17 protein-coding genes are annotated in these 20,724 nt (G+C 68.5%); 8 read left to right on the top strand and 9 right to left on the bottom strand.

The window, feature by feature from the left end:
* Window positions 1-832 precede the first annotated feature (832 nt).
* The 5 genes from ACFY2X_RS43235 to ACFY2X_RS43215 all read right to left on the bottom strand — a co-directional run bounded on the left by ACFY2X_RS43235 (window position 833) and on the right by ACFY2X_RS43215 (window position 4,582).
* Window positions 833-1,222, bottom strand: coding sequence for a YncE family protein (locus tag ACFY2X_RS43235; RefSeq protein ID WP_389949970.1), 390 nt, complete (start codon window positions 1,220-1,222; stop codon window positions 833-835).
* Between the two features lie 9 nt (window positions 1,223-1,231).
* Window positions 1,232-1,651: a YncE family protein gene (locus ACFY2X_RS43230; RefSeq protein WP_389949964.1), complete on the bottom strand. Its 420-nt coding sequence runs from the start codon at window positions 1,649-1,651 to the stop codon at window positions 1,232-1,234.
* A gap of 507 nt (window positions 1,652-2,158) precedes the next feature.
* Window positions 2,159-3,013, bottom strand: coding sequence for a hypothetical protein (locus tag ACFY2X_RS43225; protein ID WP_389949962.1), 855 nt, complete (start codon window positions 3,011-3,013; stop codon window positions 2,159-2,161).
* A gap of 175 nt (window positions 3,014-3,188) precedes the next feature.
* Window positions 3,189-4,202, bottom strand: coding sequence for a hypothetical protein (locus tag ACFY2X_RS43220; RefSeq protein WP_389949959.1), 1,014 nt, complete (start codon window positions 4,200-4,202; stop codon window positions 3,189-3,191).
* Window positions 4,203-4,303: 101 nt separating this feature from the next.
* On the bottom strand, window positions 4,304-4,582 hold the full coding sequence (locus ACFY2X_RS43215) for a YciI family protein (protein WP_389949956.1): 279 nt from the start codon (window positions 4,580-4,582) through the stop codon (window positions 4,304-4,306).
* Window positions 4,583-4,727: 145 nt separating this feature from the next.
* Here ACFY2X_RS43215 and ACFY2X_RS43210 point away from each other — a divergent pair, with 145 nt between their 5' ends.
* Window positions 4,728-5,402, top strand: a complete 675-nt coding sequence (locus ACFY2X_RS43210) for a hypothetical protein (RefSeq protein ID WP_389949953.1) — start codon at window positions 4,728-4,730, stop codon at window positions 5,400-5,402.
* Window positions 5,399-6,628 carry a copper amine oxidase gene (locus tag ACFY2X_RS43205; protein ID WP_389949951.1) on the top strand — a complete coding sequence of 410 codons (1,230 nt, stop codon included), beginning with the start codon at window positions 5,399-5,401 and terminating at the stop codon, window positions 6,626-6,628. The genes ACFY2X_RS43210 and ACFY2X_RS43205 overlap by 4 nt, the downstream gene beginning before the upstream one ends.
* Window positions 6,629-6,683: 55 nt before the next feature.
* Here ACFY2X_RS43205 and ACFY2X_RS43200 read toward each other — a convergent pair whose 3' ends face one another.
* From ACFY2X_RS43200 to ACFY2X_RS43190, 3 genes are all read right to left on the bottom strand, one after another.
* On the bottom strand, window positions 6,684-7,076 hold the full coding sequence (locus tag ACFY2X_RS43200) for a GNAT family N-acetyltransferase (RefSeq protein WP_389949949.1): 393 nt from the start codon (window positions 7,074-7,076) through the stop codon (window positions 6,684-6,686).
* 31 nt (window positions 7,077-7,107) lie between these two features.
* Window positions 7,108-7,878, bottom strand: a complete 771-nt coding sequence (locus tag ACFY2X_RS43195) for a pirin family protein (protein ID WP_389949947.1) — start codon at window positions 7,876-7,878, stop codon at window positions 7,108-7,110.
* Window positions 7,879-7,969: 91 nt separating this feature from the next.
* The gene (locus ACFY2X_RS43190) at window positions 7,970-8,533 is read right to left on the bottom strand and encodes a YceI family protein (protein WP_389949944.1); all 564 of its coding nucleotides are present in this window, start codon (window positions 8,531-8,533) and stop codon (window positions 7,970-7,972) included.
* A gap of 124 nt (window positions 8,534-8,657) precedes the next feature.
* Between ACFY2X_RS43190 and ACFY2X_RS43185 the strand changes: the two genes are divergently transcribed.
* The 6 genes from ACFY2X_RS43185 to sppA all read left to right on the top strand — a co-directional run bounded on the left by ACFY2X_RS43185 (window position 8,658) and on the right by sppA (window position 19,750).
* Entirely contained in the window at window positions 8,658-9,137 is a 480-nt protein-coding gene (locus ACFY2X_RS43185; protein ID WP_389949941.1) for a MarR family winged helix-turn-helix transcriptional regulator, read from the top strand.
* Window positions 9,138-9,332: 195 nt separating this feature from the next.
* A complete protein-coding gene (glgB, locus tag ACFY2X_RS43180) occupies window positions 9,333-11,615 on the top strand; it encodes a 1,4-alpha-glucan branching protein GlgB (RefSeq protein ID WP_389949939.1) in 2,283 nt (760 codons plus the stop codon).
* A 437-nt stretch (window positions 11,616-12,052) separates the two neighbouring features.
* On the top strand, window positions 12,053-13,966 hold the full coding sequence (locus ACFY2X_RS43175) for a S8 family serine peptidase (protein ID WP_389949936.1): 1,914 nt from the start codon (window positions 12,053-12,055) through the stop codon (window positions 13,964-13,966).
* Window positions 13,967-14,202: 236 nt separating this feature from the next.
* A complete protein-coding gene (locus ACFY2X_RS43170; RefSeq protein WP_389949932.1) occupies window positions 14,203-15,834 on the top strand; it encodes a glycosyl hydrolase family 18 protein in 1,632 nt (543 codons plus the stop codon).
* Window positions 15,835-16,066: 232 nt separating this feature from the next.
* Window positions 16,067-18,019, top strand: coding sequence for a S8 family serine peptidase (locus ACFY2X_RS43165; protein ID WP_389949930.1), 1,953 nt, complete (start codon window positions 16,067-16,069; stop codon window positions 18,017-18,019).
* A gap of 30 nt (window positions 18,020-18,049) precedes the next feature.
* On the top strand, window positions 18,050-19,750 hold the full coding sequence (sppA, locus tag ACFY2X_RS43160; RefSeq protein WP_389949928.1) for a signal peptide peptidase SppA: 1,701 nt from the start codon (window positions 18,050-18,052) through the stop codon (window positions 19,748-19,750).
* 294 nt (window positions 19,751-20,044) lie between these two features.
* Here sppA and ACFY2X_RS43155 read toward each other — a convergent pair whose 3' ends face one another.
* Complete coding sequence (locus ACFY2X_RS43155; protein ID WP_389949925.1) at window positions 20,045-20,524, bottom strand: flavin reductase family protein; 480 nt, start codon at window positions 20,522-20,524, stop codon at window positions 20,045-20,047.
* Window positions 20,525-20,724: the final 200 nt, after the last annotated feature.

Here is a 20,724-nt window from a genome sequence, read left to right as displayed (position 1 = left end):
GGCCTTCGGCGACTCCTCCCGAAAGGCCCGGAACGCCACGGGCGGCGTTCAAGAAATCCCAATCGCCCGAACTATTTCGCTGAGATCACCTCAGTGACCCCGATCGCGTTGGGGGGATATCCGGTCAGGCCTGACAGATTGTTCCAAACCCCGGGGAAGCGGGAGTCGCGAATGAAGGTCGATCCGGTGGTGGTGGTGATGGCGGTGATCTGGGTCGTGGCGCCCTCACTGGACACGGCGATCTGGGTCGAGCCGAGCCCCGCCGTCGTCCCCGGAAGGCCTTGATCGCCCTGATCGCCCTGATCGCCTTGAACTCCCTGAATTCCCTGAACGCCTTGAACTCCTTGAGGTCCTGCGGGTCCTCGGATTCCCGATGTCCCCATGGGTCCTTGAAGTCCTCCGGGCCCCATGAGACCTTGGGGTCCTTCGGGGCCCCGAGGGCCCCGAGGGCCTTGCGGGCCTTGCGAGCTGGAAACGTGGCAGGTCTTTCGACACAGACGGGTGCGGCAGCATCTGCGGCAGCATCCCGAACCACAGGTCATACAGACCCGAAGATCGCTTCGATGGCCGGCCGCCGCCGGCCCTGCCGGCTGGGGTGGCCCGCCCGCGACAGCGGCCTGGGCCGCGATGACGGAGTGCGCCGCCACGGCCAGCAGCAAGGTCAGAACCGATCCGGCTCCGGCCGGGCGCCTGCCCAGGGTACGGGCCGGGCGGCGAGTCCTGGCCGGGAGTCTTTCCTCATCGTCTTTGGTGTTCATCAGATCTCCATGGGAAGCGGGTCCTCGGAGTCCCCGAGGTCCGGCTGTCGTGTCCCCCACGCCGGTTCTCCGGCCTAAGGGAAGATCGGGGTGAAGGCGGTGCAGTTGGCAGGCCAGGTCACCGGGAGGGCGAGGGAGCAGGTCGACTGGAACGCGGTGTTGTTCGGGGTGTTGACCACGACGCTGAGGGTCTGCGGGGCGACCGCTCCGACCGTCACCGCGGTCGAGAAGGATCCGACCGGGACGGTGGCGAAGACGGTGAGGCTGGAGGTGCCGATCACCGAGACGTTGCCGGCGCCGGCGTTGGGCACGTAAAGGCTCGTTCCGTCGGCGGTGAGGGCGGCACCGCGTGGCTGATCGCCGACGTTGACGGTGGCCACCACCGTGTTGGTGGCGGTATCGATCACCGAGACGTTGTCTGTGCCTTCGTTGGGCACGTAGAGGCGACCGTTGTCAGGACTGATCGCGACCGCTCACGGTCGAGAACCGGCCGGCAGGTTGATCGTGGCCACGACGGCGTTGGTGGCGGTGTTGATCACGGAGATGGTGTCGGAGAGGTAGTTGACCACGTAGGCACGGGTGCCGTCGGAGGTGACTCGCACGTCGATAGGGTCGTCGCCGACGGGAATGGGCGCTCTGACGACGGCGTTGGTGGCGGTGTTGATCACCGAGACGTTGCCGGAGTTGAAGTTGGTGACGTAGGCGAACTCGGGGAAGGGGGCGGCTGCGGCCGGCGCCACGGCGGGTGTGACCGCCAGCGGCAGGGCGGCCACGCCGACGGCGACCAGTGCGGTCAGAAACCGCCGCAGCCGTTGCCGCCGCGTCGGGAGCGGAGCGGAAACGGTTTGCCCGGCATGGTCTCCAGGCAGGCGGACTGCATCCAAAACGGGCATGAGACGTCCCCTCAGTTGATCGGCATGGGGTCACCTCGACGATGCCGGTGAGGGCGGGTCCGAGTGGGGCGGCGCAGCGCGAGGCTGACGGTCCGATGGGGAGTTTTGGCCCGGCCATGATCTTTCGACCCATCTCAGGGTGAAACGGCGGATTGGAAGGATCGTTGTGACACATGGCGGCTTGCCGTTCGGCTGAGCCGGGGCATCGCTTCGTCACTCCGTTCGCGTCGGATCTGTTGAGTCCGCCTCACTTCCGCTGAGCCAAGACGGTGCGGCCGTGGGCCGTCGCGGCCTCCTCCGATGCCGGCTCCGAATAATCGGCTGCCCTCGACAACGGATACGCGGGTCGGTGATGCGTCTTTCCGACTGTGCTCGAAGACACTTACGACGAAAGCCCTTGGCGGGACGCCAAGGGCTTTCGTGTGTCTCCGGAGCGGAAGTCAGAAAATGAGCGCGGCGCAACGTCCGTTTTAAGTGGCTGACGGAGGTACGGCGTGCCGGTCGGGGTCAGCTGTCGGTGGCGCGGTTGACCTCGTAGTGGGGGGCGAGATCGTCGGACGTCGTCACCTGGTCGTCGAGAGGGGGCACGACGTGGACCGGGGTGCCCCAGCCGGTCAGGCGGATGTCGTTGACGTGGAGGACGTCGCTGTCGACGCCCTTGGTGAGCGGTTCGGTCCACGAGCTCCACGCCCGGCGCACGAGCCGGTCCTCGCCGAGCCAGAGCCGCCACGACACCTTGATCTTCAGGTGTTCGGCGGTGGGTTGCTCGCCGGATTCGAGGCGGAACTCGGGGAAGGCCTTGCGCAGCTCACCGAAGGTGATCTTGCCCTGGTAGAGGGTGGTGCGGGTGCCGTCGTAGGTTCCGCCCGCGCTCTTGGCCGAGGCGGTGGCGAGCACGGCTTTCAGCGTCGCGGGATGATCGAGCTCGATGCGGCCGGAGGTGAGTGTGGGGCCGGCTCCGCCCTCAAGGAGGACCCAGCTCTTCCCCGCGGGCAGGGGCGAGAAAAGCCAGCCCGCCGCGTACGTACGGTCTCCGAAGGACATCCACCGCATGGAGCTGCCCGGCTTGGTGGAGGAGCGGTCCGTCAGGTCGGTGGCGACGACCTTGCCTCCGCCGAACTCCGCGACTCCCCTGCTCTGGGAGACGATTTTCCGGCCGCCTTTCGCCTGGTGGCCCGGTGACGGTTTGATCGTGTCGGTGGTGACCTCCGAGAACTCCACACCGCGGCCGTCGGCGAGCCGACGCTCAAGCGCGGCGGCCGGGTCGGCGGGAGTAGCCTGGGCGTTCGCGGTGCTCTGAAGCGCGACGCCGAAGGCGGGAGCGGTAAGCGTGACGGCCAGTGCGGCGATCAACCGTCTCATCGGAGCAGCCCTCATCGAAGTCGTTCTTCCTTGTCGGTTCGTATCGCTCGGTTCGTGTCACCCGGCCAAGGACTGGCGCTCGATCTTCGCACTCCAAGATCTCAACCCGATTACAATACGTGTCCCCCGCTACGTCATGTGACGAGAGCGGGTGATCAGGTGTCGGGCAGGGGTGTCAGCGGGGGCTCTGGTGGGCGGTCTCGCGATCGTCCTCGTCCGCCGCGACTTCATCCGGGCCCCGCGCCGGTCGCGGGGGACGCACGCCCGACCGCTCGGTCAGCAGGAACGCACCGCACATGCCCATCACGAGTCCGGTCAGCGTGGAGAACAGCTCCACCAGGTTCACTCCCGGGGCGAGCGGGCCCGCGGCGAGCGGACCGCCCACCGACAAGATGATCAACGCGTAGAGGCCCCAGCCGAACATGGCGCCCGCGCCGATCCACGCCACGGCGAGCGGCTGCCACAGCGGCCTGTGGCCCCGGCCCCTGACCATCATCATCAGCGCGACGCCCGCGGCGATCGCAAGCAAACCCTTGCAACCGTCCTGGAGCCGGCCGACCACGCTGTGATCGGCGGCGAGCGCGGCGGGCAGACCGGCGGTGCCGCCGAGGCTCCAGTAAAGGCGCACTGCGCCGATCAACACCGTCATCAGCAGCGCCCCCCTGGCGACGACGGTCTGGAACGGCCTGGTCGCACCGATGGAACCTCGCCCGAGCGGGGTGGTGAGAACGGCGGGCCACCGGTCGCGGGCGTAGAGGGCGAACGCGGCCAGCAACCCGATTCCCTGCCCGATGAATCCGCCGTAGACCGCCATGTAGACCCACGACTGGATCGGACCGCCCACCGAGAAGACGCCGGGACCCACGATGAACAGCGAGATCGGCACGGTCAGCAGGATCACCGACAGCAGCCCACCGCCCACCCACAGGGGCAGCAGCACCAGCCACGCGGGCAGGCGCATGCCCCACCGCATGGTGAACGCCAGGGCCAGCATCAGCCCGACGGCGTCCATACCCCATGTCATCGCGTTGAGCCCGAACATCGTCGAGCTGTTCATGAGGCCGGGATCGGTGACGCCTATCGGACGTCCGGTCAGCCAAAGCGTCTTCAAGGTGAGATAGGGAAGCATGGCGGCGATCGCCACGGCCGCCGCGGTGATCCGGCCGATTCCGGTTTTCTCGGAAGTCATGCTTCGAGCGTCCCGCCACGGGCCGTGAGAGCCCTCCCGCGAGCAGGGGATCCTCCTCCCCCACGTGGGGGAGGAGGGCATGGCGCGGCGGTTCCCGGCCGTCAGAGCTTTTCGAGAGCCGAGCGGGTGGGTTCGAATTCGACGATCTCGTAGGTCACGGCGCCGGAGCGCAGGAAGGGGTCCTCGGTGACGATCTCCTCGATCCGTTCCCGGCTCACGCCGGTCGCGAGAATGACCCCGCCGGTGCGCGGAACCCTGCGACCCGTCAGCAGGAACACGCCGTCCTCAACGTACTTGTCAACATATTCGTAGTGTTCAGGGATCAACTGGTCCAGTTGGTCCAGCGCCCCGTCCCGGTAGTGCAACAGCAAGATGAACATGGCGGCCAGTCAAACATCCCGGCGGCCGTTCGCGACCACCGGGCACTCTCGCCCGACTGCCCAATTTGCCTTTTGAGCTGGCCCCGACACCTCCTGAGCATTACTCTTCGCATTCGAAGGTCAACAATGAGTAAAGAGGGTGCTCGTGGGGCGACGACGGGTCGTGATGGCGATCGCGGGAGCGGGAGTGGTGGCCGTCGCGGGAGCGGCGCTGCTTCTCTCCGGTGAGCAGGGATCCCAGGCGGCGGGGGCCGTCCCTCGAGCACCCGCACCGGAAGATCCGCTGACCGGCGGGGAGATCGCACGAGCGGGCGCGATCGCGTCGGCGACCTCGCGAGCGCACATGGCCATCGGGCGGGTCAGCCTGCTCTACGTCGAGCGCGACGACGACAAGGACGCCGAAGATCGACGGCGGGCCGATGCCTATCTGTATGACTACGGCAGCGACAAGCTCATCGTGCGGACCGTGGACCTCGGCCGGGGCGAGGTCGTGGAAGAGTCCGTGAGCCGGGGCGTGCAGCCGCCGCCGTCCAAGGCGGAGGAGGTGAGGGCCGCCGAGTTGTTGCTGGCCGACTCGGCGTACGGCGGGGGCGTACGCCGGGCCTATGCCAAGGCCGGTGGCAGGGAGCTCCGGTCCGCGGCGGATCTCGGGCTGCGAGGACTGATCTTCACACCGGTTCAGGAGGGCGGGGGCGCCGGTCAGTGCGAGACCCACCGGTGCGTGCGGCTGTTCGTCCGGCTTCCCGACACCACCTGGCTGGACACCAGCCGGATCATCGTCGACCTGTCCGCCAAGAAGATCCACACCTTGGAGTGGTGACCGTGCCCCTGCGCCCGACTCTCCCCCGCACCGCGCTCGGCCCGGCGCTCTCCCGCGCCCCGCTCGGCCTGGCGCTCTCCCGCGCCGCGCTCGGCCTGGCTCTCTCCTGCGTCATGCTCACCGGCGGCGCCGGCCCGGCGCATGCCGTACGGGCTCCGAGCCCTCCGTGCAGCGCGCCGTACTGGATCGACAAGACCCTGCCGAACGGCGCGCGCTGGCAGCTCTGCTGGGAGATGCGCAACGTCGAGGGGCTGACCCTCACCAAGGTGGTGTACACACCCAGGGGCAACAGTCCGGTCAGCGTGCTGCGCAGCACCGCGCTCGCCCAGATCCACGTGCCCTATGACAAGGGCACCCCTCGCTACCACGACATCGGGGCCCTCGGTTACACCGCCATCCCGCTGCAGGCGGCCGACTGCCCGGGCGGCGAACGCCACGGGCAGTTCGTCTGCGTGACGACCCGGGAACGCGGCCACGCCTACCTCAAGGGTGGCTTCGACGACGAGCCGAGCAAGACGGCGCAGGGTCAGGACCTGGTGGTGTTCGCCGCCTTCCAGCTGGGCTGGTACACCTACCTGGCCGAATGGGCCTTCTCCGACGACGGGGCGATCACCCCGCGCGTGGGCGCCACCGGCTCGCTGGCCGGGTTCACCACCACGCCCGAGCACGGCTGGCCGATCGGCGTGGGAAGCAGCCACTTCGAGGCGAGCCACAACCACAACATTTTCTGGCGCCTCGACTTCGACATCCAGGGCCAGGCCGACGACGTCGTCGAGCAGTACGACTTCTCAGGGTCCGGTACGGCCAAGCGCAAGCTCACGAACACGACCTTCACCAGGGAGGCCAAGGCTCTCAACGGCCGGACGCGCTGGTGGCGCGTGGTCGACCGCAAGGTCCGCAACGCCGACGGGCACCCCGTCTCCTGGGAGATCGACAACTCCGAGAGCGCGGAATATCGCGGCCCGGCGGACGAGGCCTTCACCCACGCCGATGTCTACATCACCAACTACCGCTCCTGCGAACGCCTGGCGACCGCCAACCCGACGCCCGGGTGCGCCTTGTCCGTCGACCGCTACGTCAACGACGAGAAGCTCACCGATCCCGTGCTGTGGGTGAACGTCGGCTACCACCACGTCCCCCGTGACGAGGACGCCGACCCCATGCCGACCCACTGGCAGGGTCTGCGCATCGTTCCCCGCGACGTCACCGCCAAGAACCCCCACTGACCCGCGGGCGCGACGTGTGAGTGTGATCAGCCGAGATCGCCTGTGAAAGCGGGCCTTACGACGCCGGCGGCTGGTCACGCTCACCGGAGTGCCGCTCCAGCTCGTCGGCGGGGAAGCCGAAGCGGGCTCGCTGGTCCGGGGGCACCAGGTCGAGATAGTCGGGATGGCGCTGAATGTAGCCGCGAATGAACGGGCAGAACGGCAGGACCGGCTTCCCCGCGGCGCGGGCGGCGTCGAGCGCGCCGCGCGCGAGGATCGAGCCGAGTCCGCGGCCTTCGAAACGCGGGTCTATCTCCGTATGGGTGAACGCCAGCTTGGTGCCGGCCGGCTTGTACACGGCGAACCCGGCGGTCTCCCCGTCAACGACGATCTCGAATCGGCTGGCCCGAGGGTTGTCGACGACTCGCGGTTCTGGCCGGTCCGCGTTCGTCACTCCCAAGGTCGACATGTGTCGGTCCTTTCGTCTCTCGCGGTGCGGGTCAGGCGGCGATGGCCGCGTGCATCTCCCACACCAGGATCTCGGCTGGTTCTGTGGCGGTGACCCGCTGCCCGCCGGTGGCGGTGAAGCGAACAGCGTCGCCGGTGCCCAGCGTCCCGGCGCCTTCGAGGGTGACCGTGCCGCGGGGCACGAACAGGTGCAGGAACGGCGCTTCGGGAAGCTGGACGCTCTGGCCGGGCCGCAGGCGGGCGGCGTGCAGGGCGGCGTAACGATTCTTGATGCGGATGGCCGAGGCACCGTCGTGCTTGGCCATCCCGGACGCGACCGGCACCAGGCCGCCGGCCAGCAGTTCGTCCTCGATCTCCAGCTGCTCGTAGCCGGGAACGATTCCGGGCTCGTCCGGTACCACCCACATCTGCACGAAGTGCACCGGCTCGTCGTGGGCGGTGCCACCCTGCAGCCTCCAGGAGTCGTTCTTCTCCGAGTGCAGGATGCCGGTGCCGGCGCTCATGCGCTGGGCCAGTCCCGGATAGATGACGCCGCTGTGGCCCTCGGAGTCCTGGTGCACCAGGGAGCCCTGAAGCACCCAGGTGACGATCTCCATGTCGCGGTGCGGATGGGTGTCGAACCCGCTGCCGGGGCGCACGATGTCGTCGTTGTTGACCAGCAGCACCCCGTGGTGGGTGTTGTCCGCGTCGTAGTGACCTCCGAACGAGAAGGAATGCTTGGAGTCCAGCCAGGCGATGTCGGTGACGAACCGCTCGTCGGCGCGACGGATGTCCACGGTCGGGGTCGGCAGGAACTCGGTCATGAGATGGATCCCCTTTCGGGAGGGCGCACGTTGGCGTGGTCGATGTGGGCGCGGGTGGTGTGGCGGTCTGACGTGATCGGCGGCGGTCGCGTCAGGCGTTCTTGACGGCGGAGACCTCGAACTCCAGGACGATCTTCTCGCCGACCAGGACGCCGCCGGTCTCGAGCGCGGCGTTCCAGGTGACGCCGTAGTCCTTGCGGTTGATCGTCACAGTGCCCTCGAAGCCGACGCGCACGTTGCCGAACGGGTCGGTCGCCACACCTTCGTAGGTGAAGGGGATCGTCACCGTGTTGGTGACGCCCTTGATGGTCAGGTCACCGGTCAGTTCGAAGTCGGCCTCACCGGTCTGGCGGACGGCGGTGGAGACGAAGGTGATCTCCGGGTAGGACTCCATCGCCAGGAAGTCGTTGCTGCGCAGGTGCTCGTCGCGCTGTGCGTTGCGGGTGTCGATGCTCGCGGCCTTGATCGTGACCGTGGCGGTCGAGTTGGCGGGGTTGTCGCCGTCGAGCACGGCGGTGCCCTCGAACTCGTTGAACGCGCCGCGGACCTTCGTCACCATCGCGTGCCGGGCGACGAATCCGATGCGGGTGTGAGCCGGGTCGATGGTGTAGGTGCCGGTGAGCTTGGCGAAGTCGGTGCCGGTGGCGGTCGTCATAGCGGTTCCTCCTGAGTTCGGCCATCCAGTGGATGACGTGTCATCTATGCGCCTCAACCTACATGACACGTCATCTATTCCGCAATCTCCATGACGTGTCATCTATCTTGGGTAGAGTGGGGGCATGAACAGCCCTCGATGGCTCGACGACGACGAGCAGCGGGCCTGGCGGGCCTACCTGCGGCTCCAAGGGCAGCTGACCGCTCGGCTCAACCGGCAGCTGCAGGCCGACTCCGGCCTGTCCCTGGCCGACTACGAGGTATTGGTGCAGCTCACCGACACCCCGGACGGACGCCTGCGCCCCTTCGAGCTCCAGCGGGAAATACAGTGGGAGCAGAGCCGTCTGTCGCACCACCTGAGCCGGATGCAACGCCGCAGCCTGATCGACCGCGAGGAGTGCCCCGACGACGGCCGGGGAGCGTTCGTCGTGCTCACCGATACCGGCCGTCAGGCCATCACCGACGCCGCACCCGGGCACGTGGAGACCGTCCAGCGCCTGTTCTTCGAGGGACTCACCCGCGACCAGGTCGCCATGCTGGAGCGGCTGTCGACCCAGGTGCTCGCCCGGATCGACGCCACCTCCGAGGGCGTCTCCTCAGGCTGATCCTTTCCCGAGGACGCGTGATCAGCCAGATCGGTGGACAGTATTCCCATAAGCCATAAGGGCTGACAATCAGGATTGTCCCCCGCCCGTGCATCCGCACATTTTCACGACACGCATGGTGATAGCGGACAAGGGCATGGGTTGGAGCGCCCGGATAGGGCAGGGTTAGGGGATACCGATCTACGGGAGTGATCCATGAACGCGGACTTGGACCTGGAACGCCTGGCGGGCGGGGCACACCACGATCCGCACTCGATCCTTGGGGCACATCTGGGACCTGGCGGCCTGACCGTCAGAGCGCTGCGGCCCCTCGCCGAGAAAGTCGAGGTCGTGGCGGACAGCCAGGCCTACACCATGGAGCACGTGGCCCACGGGGTGTTCGCGGTGACGATCCCGGGGCTGGACAAGGTCCCCGACTACCGGCTCCGGGTGACCTACGCCGGGGCCGAGCCGTACGAGACGGCCGATCCCTACCGGCACTGGCCCACGTTGGGCGAGGTGGACCTGCACCTGATCAGTGAGGGGCGCCACGAGCGGCTGTGGGAGGTGCTCGGCGCGCGGGTCATACGGCACGAGGACGAGGAGGGTACGGCCTTCGCCGTGTGGGCGCCGAACGCACGCGGGATCCGGGTGATCGGCGACTTCAACCACTGGGACGGCACCGCCTATCCCATGCGCTCGCTCGGCAGGTCCGGAGTCTGGGAGCTCTTCATCCCGGGACTTCGCGAGGGCGAACGCTACAAGTTCGGCGTCCTCGGCGTGGACGGCGTCTGGCGGGCCAAGGCCGACCCGATGGCCCGGCGCACCGAGTGCCCGCCCGCGACCGCCTCGGTGATCGACAGGTCGGAGTACACCTGGCAGGACGGCGAGTGGATGCGCAAGCGCGCGAGCCGTACCGCGACGGAAGAACCGATGAGCATCTACGAGGTGCATCTCGGCTCGTGGCGACCGGGGCTGTCCTACCAGGAGCTGGCCGATGAGCTGGTCGCCTACGTGTCGGACATGGGGTTCACTCACGTGGAGTTCATGCCGGTGGCCGAGCACCCGTTCGGCGGCTCCTGGGGTTACCAGGTGACGTCCTACTACGCGCCGACGGCTCGCTTCGGCACCCCCGACGAGTTCCGCCACCTGGTGGACCGCCTGCACGAGGCGGGCATCGGGGTGCTGGTCGACTGGGTGCCCGCACACTTCCCGATGGACGACTGGGCCCTGGCCAGATTCGACGGGACGCCGCTGTACGAACACGCCGACCCGGCACGGGGCGAGCACCCCGACTGGGGAACCTACGTCTTCGACTTCGGCCGCAGCGAGGTGCGCAACTTCCTGGTCGCCAACGCGCTCTACTGGCTGCGCGAGTTCCACATCGACGGGTTGCGGGTGGACGCGGTCGCCTCGATGCTCTATCTCGACTACTCGCGGCGCGAGGGCGAATGGACGCCCAACATATACGGCGGGCGGGAGAACCTCGACGCGGTGGAGTTCCTCAAGGAGATGAACGCCGTCTGCTACCGCGACCAGCCGGGGATCGTCACCATCGCCGAGGAGTCCACCTCCTGGCCCGGAGTCTCCCGGCCGGTGCATCTGGGCGGGCTCGGGTTCGGGTTCAAGTGGAACATGGGCTGGATGCACGACACCCTGGCCTACCTCAGACACGAGCCGGTCTTCCGGCAGTACCACCACCATCAGATGACGTTCTCGCTGATGTACGCCTACTCGGAGAACTTCGTGCTGCCGCTGTCGCACGACGAGATGGTGCACGGCAAGGGGTCGCTGCTGGGCAAGATGCCCGGCGACGAGTGGCAGCGATTCGCGAACCTGCGTGCGCTGTTCGCCTTCATGTGGGCCCACCCCGGCAAGCAACTGCTGTTCATGGGCGGGGAGTTCGGCCAGGGCTCGGAGTGGTCGGAGGCGCGCGGACTCGACTGGTGGGTGCTCGACTTCGACGGGCACAGGGGGGTCCAGCGGCTGGTCAGCGACCTCAACCGGATCTACAAGGAGACATCGGCCCTGTGGCGTCTTGACGTCTCCCCCGAGGGCTTCAGCTGGATCGACGCCGACGACGCGGTGGGCAACGTGTTCTCGTTCCTCCGCAGGGCCCCGGACGGCTCGGCCCTGGCCTGCGTGGTCAACTTCTCGGGCGCGCCGCACGACGACTACCGTCTCGGCCTGCCTCTGAAGGGCGCGTGGGACGAGGTGCTCAACACCGACGCCTACGACTACGCGGGCAGCGGCGTGGGCAACTTCGGCGTCGTGCGGGCCTTCGAGGAGCCCCACCACGGCCTGCCCTACTCCGCCCGCCTGCGCGTCCCGCCTCTCGGCGCCCTCTGGCTCCGCCACGCCGGTGCGAGCAGCGACGAGGAACCCGCGGTGGAGGCCCTGGAGGAGACCTCGGGGGAGACCGCCGGGGAAGACGTGGAGAAACCGGCCGGGGAATCCCTGGAGGAAGCCGCCCGGGAGTCCGAGAGGAAACCGGCTTGACCTGACAGGGGTGACAAGTCGTGCCACCACCCGGATCGGCGGTGCCGCCAGGTACCCGGAGGATCACACCGACGAGGAAAAGAGACCCCTTACCGCGTATCAGGGCCGGTCACGCGAGACGTGACCGGCCCTGATACGTGTCCGTCAGACGGGCGGGAAGTGTCAGATAGATCACAAACCCCCTAAAACCCCCATCGGCCTCTTTAAGATCTCTTTACACTCCCTCATCAGGGTGCACATCAGGCATCGACCCATGCCCTTTGTCGGCTGGTCGATGGGCGGGGGCGGGGTAGCGCGATGAGTTTCGCAACGGGTTCGTGGCTGTCGTCCGTCATGCCCATAGACCACGACGACCTGCGCTCACCCGGCTGATGTCCGCCGGGTTCGCTTATCTCGCACAACGGCCGCGCTGACGCGGCCTTTCCCCCGGAGGATCTGTGAGACTTCGACGTCTCATGGCGGGAGCCATCGCGCTCGCCGCCACCTCGGTCACGCTCGCGGCCATGCCCGCAGCCGCCGCGACCGACCCCGTCAACAACAAGATCACCCCCGCCTTGGCGGCTTCCACCAAGGAGGTCCGCGCCATCGTCGACCTCAAGAGCGTGGGAAGTGTCAACGCTGTCGCCGCCAAGGCCGAGAAGCTTCCTGACACCGAGGTCGTCCAGAAGCCCGCGGCCAGCCCCTTCATCGTCGTGAACGCCGATGGCAACGACCTCAAGAAGCTGTCCGCCGACACGAACGTCCTGTCCATCCGCAAGGAGAAGGCCGTTCCGCCCTCGCTGCTCAGCAGCCTCAAGGTGATCGGCGCCGACAAGGTCCACCTCGCGGGCATCACCGGCGCCGGGGAGACCGTCGCGATCCTGGACACCGGCATCGACCGCGACCACCCGTTCTTCGCGGGCCGGATCGCCGCCGAGGCCTGCTTTTCCGCCGCCAACCCGGAGGGTGACGACGTCCAGTCGCTCTGCCCGAACGGAAAGACGATCCAGGTCGGCCCCGGCTCTGCCGACGCCGAGACCATCCGCTGCATGAAGGGGACCGCGAACCTCTGCACCCACGGCTCCCACGTTGCCGGCATCGCGGCAGGCAAGAGCACCGATGATGACAAGGGCAGCGGTGTGGCCCCGGATGCGACGATCGCCGCCATCCAGGTCTTCAGCCGCGCCAACACGGAGAACTACTGCGGCGTAGGCCGGGCTCCCTGTGTCCTGGCCTTCGAAGGCGCGATCCGCGAGGCGCTCCTCCACGTGGGCAAGCTGGCTTCCACCCACAAGATCGCCGCAGCCAACCTCAGCCTCGGCGGCGGGAAGTACGCCACCGCGTGTGACACCACCGAAGAAGGCGAATACATCAAGCCGGTCATCGACCAGCTCGCGAACAGGGGTGTGGCGACGGTGGTCGCGGCGGGCAACGAGTCCTTCGGCGCCGAAGTCAGCTGGCCCGCCTGTGTCTCCTCGACCGTGACCGTCGGCGCCACCGACGACTCCGACGCCGTGGCGGCCTTCTCCAACCGGGGCGCGCTCCTCGACCTGTTCGCGCCCGGCGTGCAGATCGAGTCCTCGATCCCCAACAACACCTATGCCGTCTACAGCGGCACCTCGATGGCCGCCCCGCACGTCGCCGGCGCCTTCGCGCTGCTGCACGCGAAGAACCCCGGTCTGACCCCCGCCGCGATTCTGGCCAGGCTGAAGGAAACCGGTAAGGCAATCGAGTACACCAGCGGCGAAGCCGAGGTCACGACGCCACGGATCAACCTCTTCGACGCCCTCGGTAAGCCGACTTCTCCGACCCCGACGCCCACCCCCACCGCCACGCCCACGGCGACCCCGACCGCCACTCCGACGGCGACGCCGACCACCACTTCCAAGCCGACCCCGACCCCCACCCCGACGGTCACGCAGCCGGGTGACGGCAGCGGCCTCGATCCGATTCCGGTTCCGGACGTGTGCGAGCGTGGCAAGGGCGGCAAGGCCATGAACGCGGCCGGTTGGGCCAAGGAGATGGCCCGCGGCACGGGAAGCCTGAAGGACGAGGTCCTGCTCTGCTACCTGAGCCTGACCCAGGACGGCAGCAAGGTCTTCCCCGAGGTCGCGAACGCCGGTTCGCTCGCCAAGGCCTACAAGGTCCTCAAGGGCAAGAGCGGCAAGGCCATGCTCGACCGTGAGCTGCTGGCCGCCTGGCTGAACTGGGCCCACGGCGCCTACAACGGCTCCTCCAAGGTCCACGGCACCACCACGCTCAAGACCGCCGTGACGATCGCCGAGAAGCACCGCCTGAACCCCAAGGCGACCGCCGCCCAGATCAACGGCGCCGCCAACTACCTGAACAAGTACGTCAACAAGGCGAAGTAAGTTCTCTTCCCCTGAGACCCGGATCCGGGCCGGTCACGCGAGGCGTGGCCGGCCCGTGTCGTTTCCGGCTCTTCCGGCTCATGCCCGCGGGCGCCTGAGCGTTCGGCGAACCTCAATCAGCCTTATGACCGCCGCGAGGCATTGACCGTCTGGAAAGGAGAACCTACGCTCTGAAAACAAACAGGAAACTTTCCTATGAATTCGGGGGCTAGGAACTCTCTGACCTGGAGCGACCCTTGCGACGAATCATCATCAGCTCCCTGATCGCAGCGACGGCGCTACTCGTTCCCCTCGGGATCGGCACCGCGACCGCCGCCACCCCTGCCACCGCCGCCTACACCACCGTCTCCGACTGGGGCTCGGGCTTCGAGGGCAAGGTGACCGTGAGAGCCGGAACGAGTCCCCTGACGAGCTGGAAGGTCGAGTTCGATCTTCCGGGCAAGTCGATCCCGTCGGCGTGGGACGCCGACGTGACCAGGAACGGCGACCACTACACCTTCGTCAACAAGTCGTGGAACGGATCTCTGGCGGCGGGAGCGTCCGTGAGCTTCGGATTCAACGGCTCGCCCGGCGGGGTTTCCGGTGTGCTGAACTGCCGGATCAACGGGGCCGCCTGTGACGGCAGCGGCACTCCCACCCCTACCCCCACCCCGACACCGACGGTCACTCCCACGATCAGCCCGACACCGACACCGACACCGACACCCACTCCGACACCCACTCCGACGCCCACCCCGACCGTCGACCCCTCGGGCAGGAAGGTCGTCGGCTACTTCACCAACTGGGGCGTCTACGCCCGCAACTACCACGTGAAGAACCTGGTCACGAGCGGCTCGGCGGCGAAGTTGACGCACATCCTGTACGCCTTCGGCAACACCACGGGAGGCAGGTGCACGATCGGCGACTCCTACGCCGACTACGACAAGGCCTACACCGCGGCCGACAGCGTCGACGGCGTGGCCGACACCTGGGACCCCGGCGCGCTGCGCGGCAACTTCGGGCAGCTCCGCAAGCTGAAGAGGGCCTACCCGCACATCAAGGTCATCTGGTCGTTCGGCGGCTGGACCTGGTCCGGCGGGTTCACCCAGGCCGCCGCCAACCCGGCCGCGTTCGCCGAATCCTGCTACAACCTGGTGGAGGATCCGCGCTGGGCCGATGTCTTCGACGGCATCGACATCGACTGGGAATACCCCAACGCCTGTGGTCTCACCTGTGACACCAGCGGCCCGAACGCCTACAAGAACCTGATCTCCGCGCTGCGGGCCAGGTTCGGCGCCAACGCCCTGATCACCTCGGCGATCACCGCCGACGGCTCCAGCGGCGGCAAGCTCGACGTCACCGACTATGCCGGCGCGGTCTCCTCCCTCAACTGGCTCATGCCGATGACCTACGACTACTTCGGCGCCTGGGACGCGCAGGGCCCGACGGCTCCGCACTCGCCCCTGACCTCCTATGCCGGTCTCCCGAGGGCCGGTTTCTACTCCGACGCCGCGATCCAGAAGCTGAAGGGCAAGGGCGTGCCCGCCGCCAAGCTCCTGCTCGGCATCGGCTTCTACGGGCGCGGCTGGACCGGCGTGGCCCAAGCCGCTCCGGGCGGCACCGCCACCGGTGCGGCGCCGGGCACCTACGAGGCGGGCATCGAAGACTACAAGGTCCTCAAGAGCAGGTGTCCGGTCACCGGCACCGTCGCCGGGACCGCCTACGGCCTCTGCGGCGGCCAGTGGTGGAGCTACGACACCCCGGCCACCATCGCCGGCAAGATGACCTACGCGAAGAACCAGGGTCTTGGCGGCGCGTTCTTCTGGGAGACCAGCGGCGACACCGCAAACGGCGAACTCATTAGCGCGATCTCCAGCGGGCTCAAGTAATATTTCGAGTACTCGGCCCTCCGTGTGCGTCACGCCGCGGGGGGTCGAGCCATGCCCGGGCTCGTTCCTCCCCAATGTGAACCCTGTCGCCGAACCCTGTCGCCGAACCTTGTCGCCGAACCGCCTTGGTGAACATCACCCGCAAAGATCCCCCAATCCAGGGCGAAGGTATTCACCAACGAGGGATCGCTCTTTAGACTCCGAATCGCCCGTTTCACCCCCCGGAGGACGTGTGCGACTTCGAGCCCTCGCGGCCCTGGCGATCATGTTCACCATCGTCCCGGTCGCGCCCGCGCTCGCCGAGGGTTCTCCCTCCCCGCCCCCGATGACCGCCGAAGGCACGGTTCCGGCGGTTCCCGGGGAACCGCCGTCCGTGCCGAAGCTGGAAGCCGGGCTCACCGCCGACGAGGACGGGGCCCGGGTCATCGTCGAGCTGACCGCCCCGGCCGAGGCCGCCCCGGTGGCCGGCGAGGTGGGGGCGCTGCCCGGCGCCGAGGTCGTCCTCCAGCCGCCGGACACCCCGTTCATCGTGGTCGAGGGCACGGGTGAGTCCCTGGCCGCGCTGGCGAAGGACCCTCGGGTGGTGTCGGTCCGCCGCGACCGCGCCTACTCCCCCACCTCGCTGGCCTCCGGCCTGAAGCTCATCGGAGCGGACCAGGCCCAAGCGGAGGGGACCACCGGTGAGGGCAGGACGATCGCGATCATCGACACCGGAATCGACCGTGGACATCCCTCGCTGAACGGCAAGGTCGTGGAGGAGGCCTGCTTCTCCGCGGCGGACGACGGCGTGAAGTCACTGTGCCCCAATGGCCGGACCGAGCAGACCGGTGCGGGCTCCGCCGACGCGAAGACCGCCATGTGCGTCGGCGGCTCCGGCAACATGTGCGACCACGGCACCCACGTGGCGGGTATCGCCCATGCCGTCGCGCCCGGCGCGGAGATCGTGGCGATCCAGGTCTTCAGCCGCGTGGACGACTGCACGGAGGACGGGCAGGCCTGCCTGACCGCCTACGAGTCCTCGATCCTGCGCGCTCTCGACCACGTCGCCAAGCTGAAGGACACCCGTCCCGGCCTCGTCTCGGTGAATCTCAGCCTCGGCGGCGGCCTCTTCGAGGGAGCGTGCGACGGCGAGCCCGGGCTTCAGGAGATGAAGGGGAAGATCGAAGCGCTGCGCGCCAAGGGCATAGTGACCGTCGCCGCCGCCGGAAACGAGGGAGAGACCGGCGCCGGGGCCCCGGGATGCATCTCCAGCGCGGTGACGGTGGGTGCGACGGGTGACGACGACCGGGTTCCTTACTGGTCCAACCACGGTTCCGTGCTCGACCTCTTCGCCCCCGGCGTGGAGATCGACTCCGCGGTGCCGGGCGGCGGCACCGCGGTCTACAGCGGGACCTCGATGTCGACCCCGCATGTCACGGCCGCTCTGGCGCTGCTGGCCCAGAAGTCACCGGATGTCACCCCGGACGCGCTGATCGGCCGGCTCACGGCGGCGGGCCGTCCCATCGTCTACGGCGGGGTGACCACCCCCCGTCTCGATGTGTACGGCGCGCTCACCGGCCGCGCTCCCTCACCCCCCGCCACTCAGGAGCCCGCTCCCGGCGACGGCTCCGACCCGGAGGACCCGAATCCCGATCCGGACCCCGATCCGAGCTCCGGCCCGTCGCCGGCTCCCGATCCGGAGGATTCCCGGACCGACCCGACGCCGGTTCCCCTGCCGACGGTGACCGTCACGGTGACCGTGACCGCCACTCCCGCCCCCGCCGCCGCCGCGCCCGCGGTCTGCACCCGAGGAACGTCCAAAAAGACGCTGACCGCCGCCCAGTGGGCCGCGGAGGTCACCAGAGGCAAGGGGGAGCTGCCGGACGAGACGCTCGGCTGCTACCTGCGCCTGGCGGGCAAGGCCAGCGCGGTCTTCCCCGAGATCACGCGAGCCTCCACGCTGGAAACGGCCTACCGGGTGCTCAAGCCCGCGAAGAAGACCAGGAAGGCTCAGCTTGAGAGCGAGCTGCTGGCCGCCTGGCTGAACTGGGCGCACGGTTCGGTCGGTTTCACCTCGAAGGTCAACGGGACGACCACCGTCAGGGCCGTTCTCACCTCGGCGGAGAAGCAGCGGATGAAAGGCACATCCCTCTCACCACTGACCTCAATGCTGAGAAAACACGTGAACAGACGCTATATCGCATAAGTCCGCGATAGCTCGCTTAGGGTGATAGCCATGGACGCGACCAAGGTGATCATCGACACCGTCGACCGGCTCCGCCAGCGGCGCACTGCCCCGCTGGTCCTTGAGCTCGACCTCACGGAAGGGCTGACCGACGGTCCCCCGGCCGACCCGCTGAGTGCGCTCCTGTCCATGCGCAAGACGCGCCTGGCCGATGTGCTGTCCGGTCTGAAGCGAGCCAGAAAGGACTCCCGCGTCAAGGCGCTGATCGTCAAGGTCGGCACCCAGCCGCTGGGGCTGGCAATGGTGCAGGAGCTGCGCCAGGCCGTGATCCAGTTCCGGGCGGCGGGCAAACTGGCGGTCGTGTTCGCCGAGACGTTCGGCGAGTTCGGCGCCGGCACCGTGCCCTACTACCTGTCCACCGGCTTCGAGCGGGTGTATCTGCAGCCGTCGGGTGACGTCGGGCTGACCGGCGTCTCGCTGGAACAGCGCTTCCTGCGCGGCGCGCTCGGCAAGCTCGGCGTCGAGTACCAGGTCGGCCAGCGGCACGAGTACAAGACCGCGGCCAACACCTTCACCCAGGACCGCATGACCGAGGCCCACCGCGAGTCGATGAGCCGGATCACCGAGTCGGTCACCGAGCAGATCGTCGCGGGCATCGCCGACGGGCGCAGGATGGACCCCGCCAAGGTCCGCGAGCTCATCGACCGGGGACCGTTCATCGGCGCCGAGGCCGTCGAGGCGGGGCTCGTCGATCAGATGGCCTACCGCGACGAGGTCTACGACGAGATCAAGCGGATCGTCGGCGAGGATGCGCTGCTGCTCTACGTCGCCCGTTACGCCAAGGGACCGATCGCCAAGAAGCTCCCGCACCCCGGCGAGCAGGTCGTCGCGCTGGTCCACGGCACCGGCGCCATCCGGCTCGGGCGCAGCGGCCGCAGCCCCCTGGGCGGCGGCGGCGCGATGGGCTCCGACACCGTCTGCGCCGCCCTGCGCGCGGCCCGCCGTGACGACCACGTGAAGGCCGTCGTCTTCCGGGTGGACAGCCCCGGCGGCTCCTATGTCGCCTCCGACGCCATCTGGCGCGAGGTCGTGCTCACCCGCAAGGCGGGCAAGCCGGTCGTGGTCTCGATGGGCGACGTGGCCGCCTCCGGCGGCTACATGGTCTCCATGGCCGCGGACGCGATCGTGGCCCAGCCGGGCACGCTCACCGGTTCCATCGGCGTGTTCGGCGGCAAGGCGGTCATCGGCGGCCTGCTGGAGAAGATCGGCGTCTCCTCCGAGACGGTCGGCGAGGGCGCCAACGCCGGGATGTTCTCCCCCACGAACGCTTTCTCCGAGGCTCAGTGGGCGCGGGTCAACGCCTGGCTCGACCGGGTCTACGACGACTTCGTCAACAAGGTGGCCGAGGGTCGCGGCCTGTCTCGGGAACGCGCCCACGAGCTGGCCAGGGGCCGGGTCTGGACCGGCGCCGACGCCCACGCCGGCGGGCTCGTCGACGAGCTCGGCGGGCTTGAGGACGCGCTCGCCCTGGCTCGCAAGAAGGCCGGTCTCGCCGTCGACGCCCCGGTGCGCGCCTATCCCAAGCTCCACCCGCTGGAGCGTCTGCGCCCGCCGGACTCCAGCGAGGACAAGGCCGCCGCCCTGGCCCAGGTCCGCCTGGAGGCCTGGGGCCCGGTCGCCCATCTCGCCGCCGAGCTGGGCCTGCCGTCGTACGGCCCGCTCATGCTCCCGGGCGGGTGGACGATCCGCTAGGTTCCGCCCCGATACGTCCCCGCCATACGGCCCTGCGGTCAATCTCGCCGCAGGGCCCTGCGGTCGGCCTCGCCATACGGCCCTGCGGTCGGCCTCGCCGTACGGCCCAGCCCACCTGGCGCCACTCGCCGCACCCGGCGGGTGTCCGGTGACGGCCGCTCCGCCGGTGCGCGGGGCCGGTCGCCGTAACGCCGATCCGTCAGCCGACAGGCCGGTACCGGCCACGGAACCGCTGAGCCCAGAAGGTGACACCAACCCACCAGCCGACGGGCCGAGCCCTGTAACGCCGGCCCGTCAGCCGACAGGCCGGTACCGGCCGCGGAGTCGCACGAGTGGGGAAAGCCCGGAGGTGACGTAGTTCACGCTCAGAACGCGGGCGATGTAGAGGGTATGGTCACCGGCCGGGACGACCTGGGTCGTCTCGGCCTCCAGAGCGGCCACACCGCCCTCCACGATCAGCGCGTCGCTCAGCTCGCCCCGGTGATGCGGTGTTTCGGCGAGGAGGAGGCGGGCACCGGGGCGGCCGGAGGTGGCGAAGCGGCTGGCGATCGCCTTCTGCTCGGCGGACAGCACGCTGACGGCCCAGCGGTCGCGGCGCAGCAGCAGCTCGTTGAGGTAGCCGGTGTTCTCCAGGCTCACCATGACCAGCTGCGGGTCGAGCGAGATCGAGGTGAAGGTGCCGATCGTGGCTCCCACGTCGTCGCGGCCGTCTTTCACGGTGAGAACCGTCACCGCGGTCGCCACCTGCGCCATGGCCTCGATGAACTCGTTCATACCGACATCTTCCCGAAAGATCACCGTGCTGGGCGCCTTGGGCGGCGAATCGCCGGCGAACGCGGCACGGCCCGTGCGACATGTCGCACGGGCCGTGCCGGGTCATCGGTGTCCAAGCTCTAAGCCAGGCTGTGCCAGGTCAGTTGTGCCAGGTCAGTTGTGCCAGGCCCTGGACAAGGCCGTTCTGGGTCAACGATGTC

The organism is Streptosporangium sp. NPDC000396, assembly GCF_042898655.1.
In the GTDB taxonomy this organism is placed as follows: domain Bacteria; phylum Actinomycetota; class Actinomycetes; order Streptosporangiales; family Streptosporangiaceae; genus Streptosporangium.
This window is presented reverse-complemented; position numbering and strand designations above follow the sequence as displayed.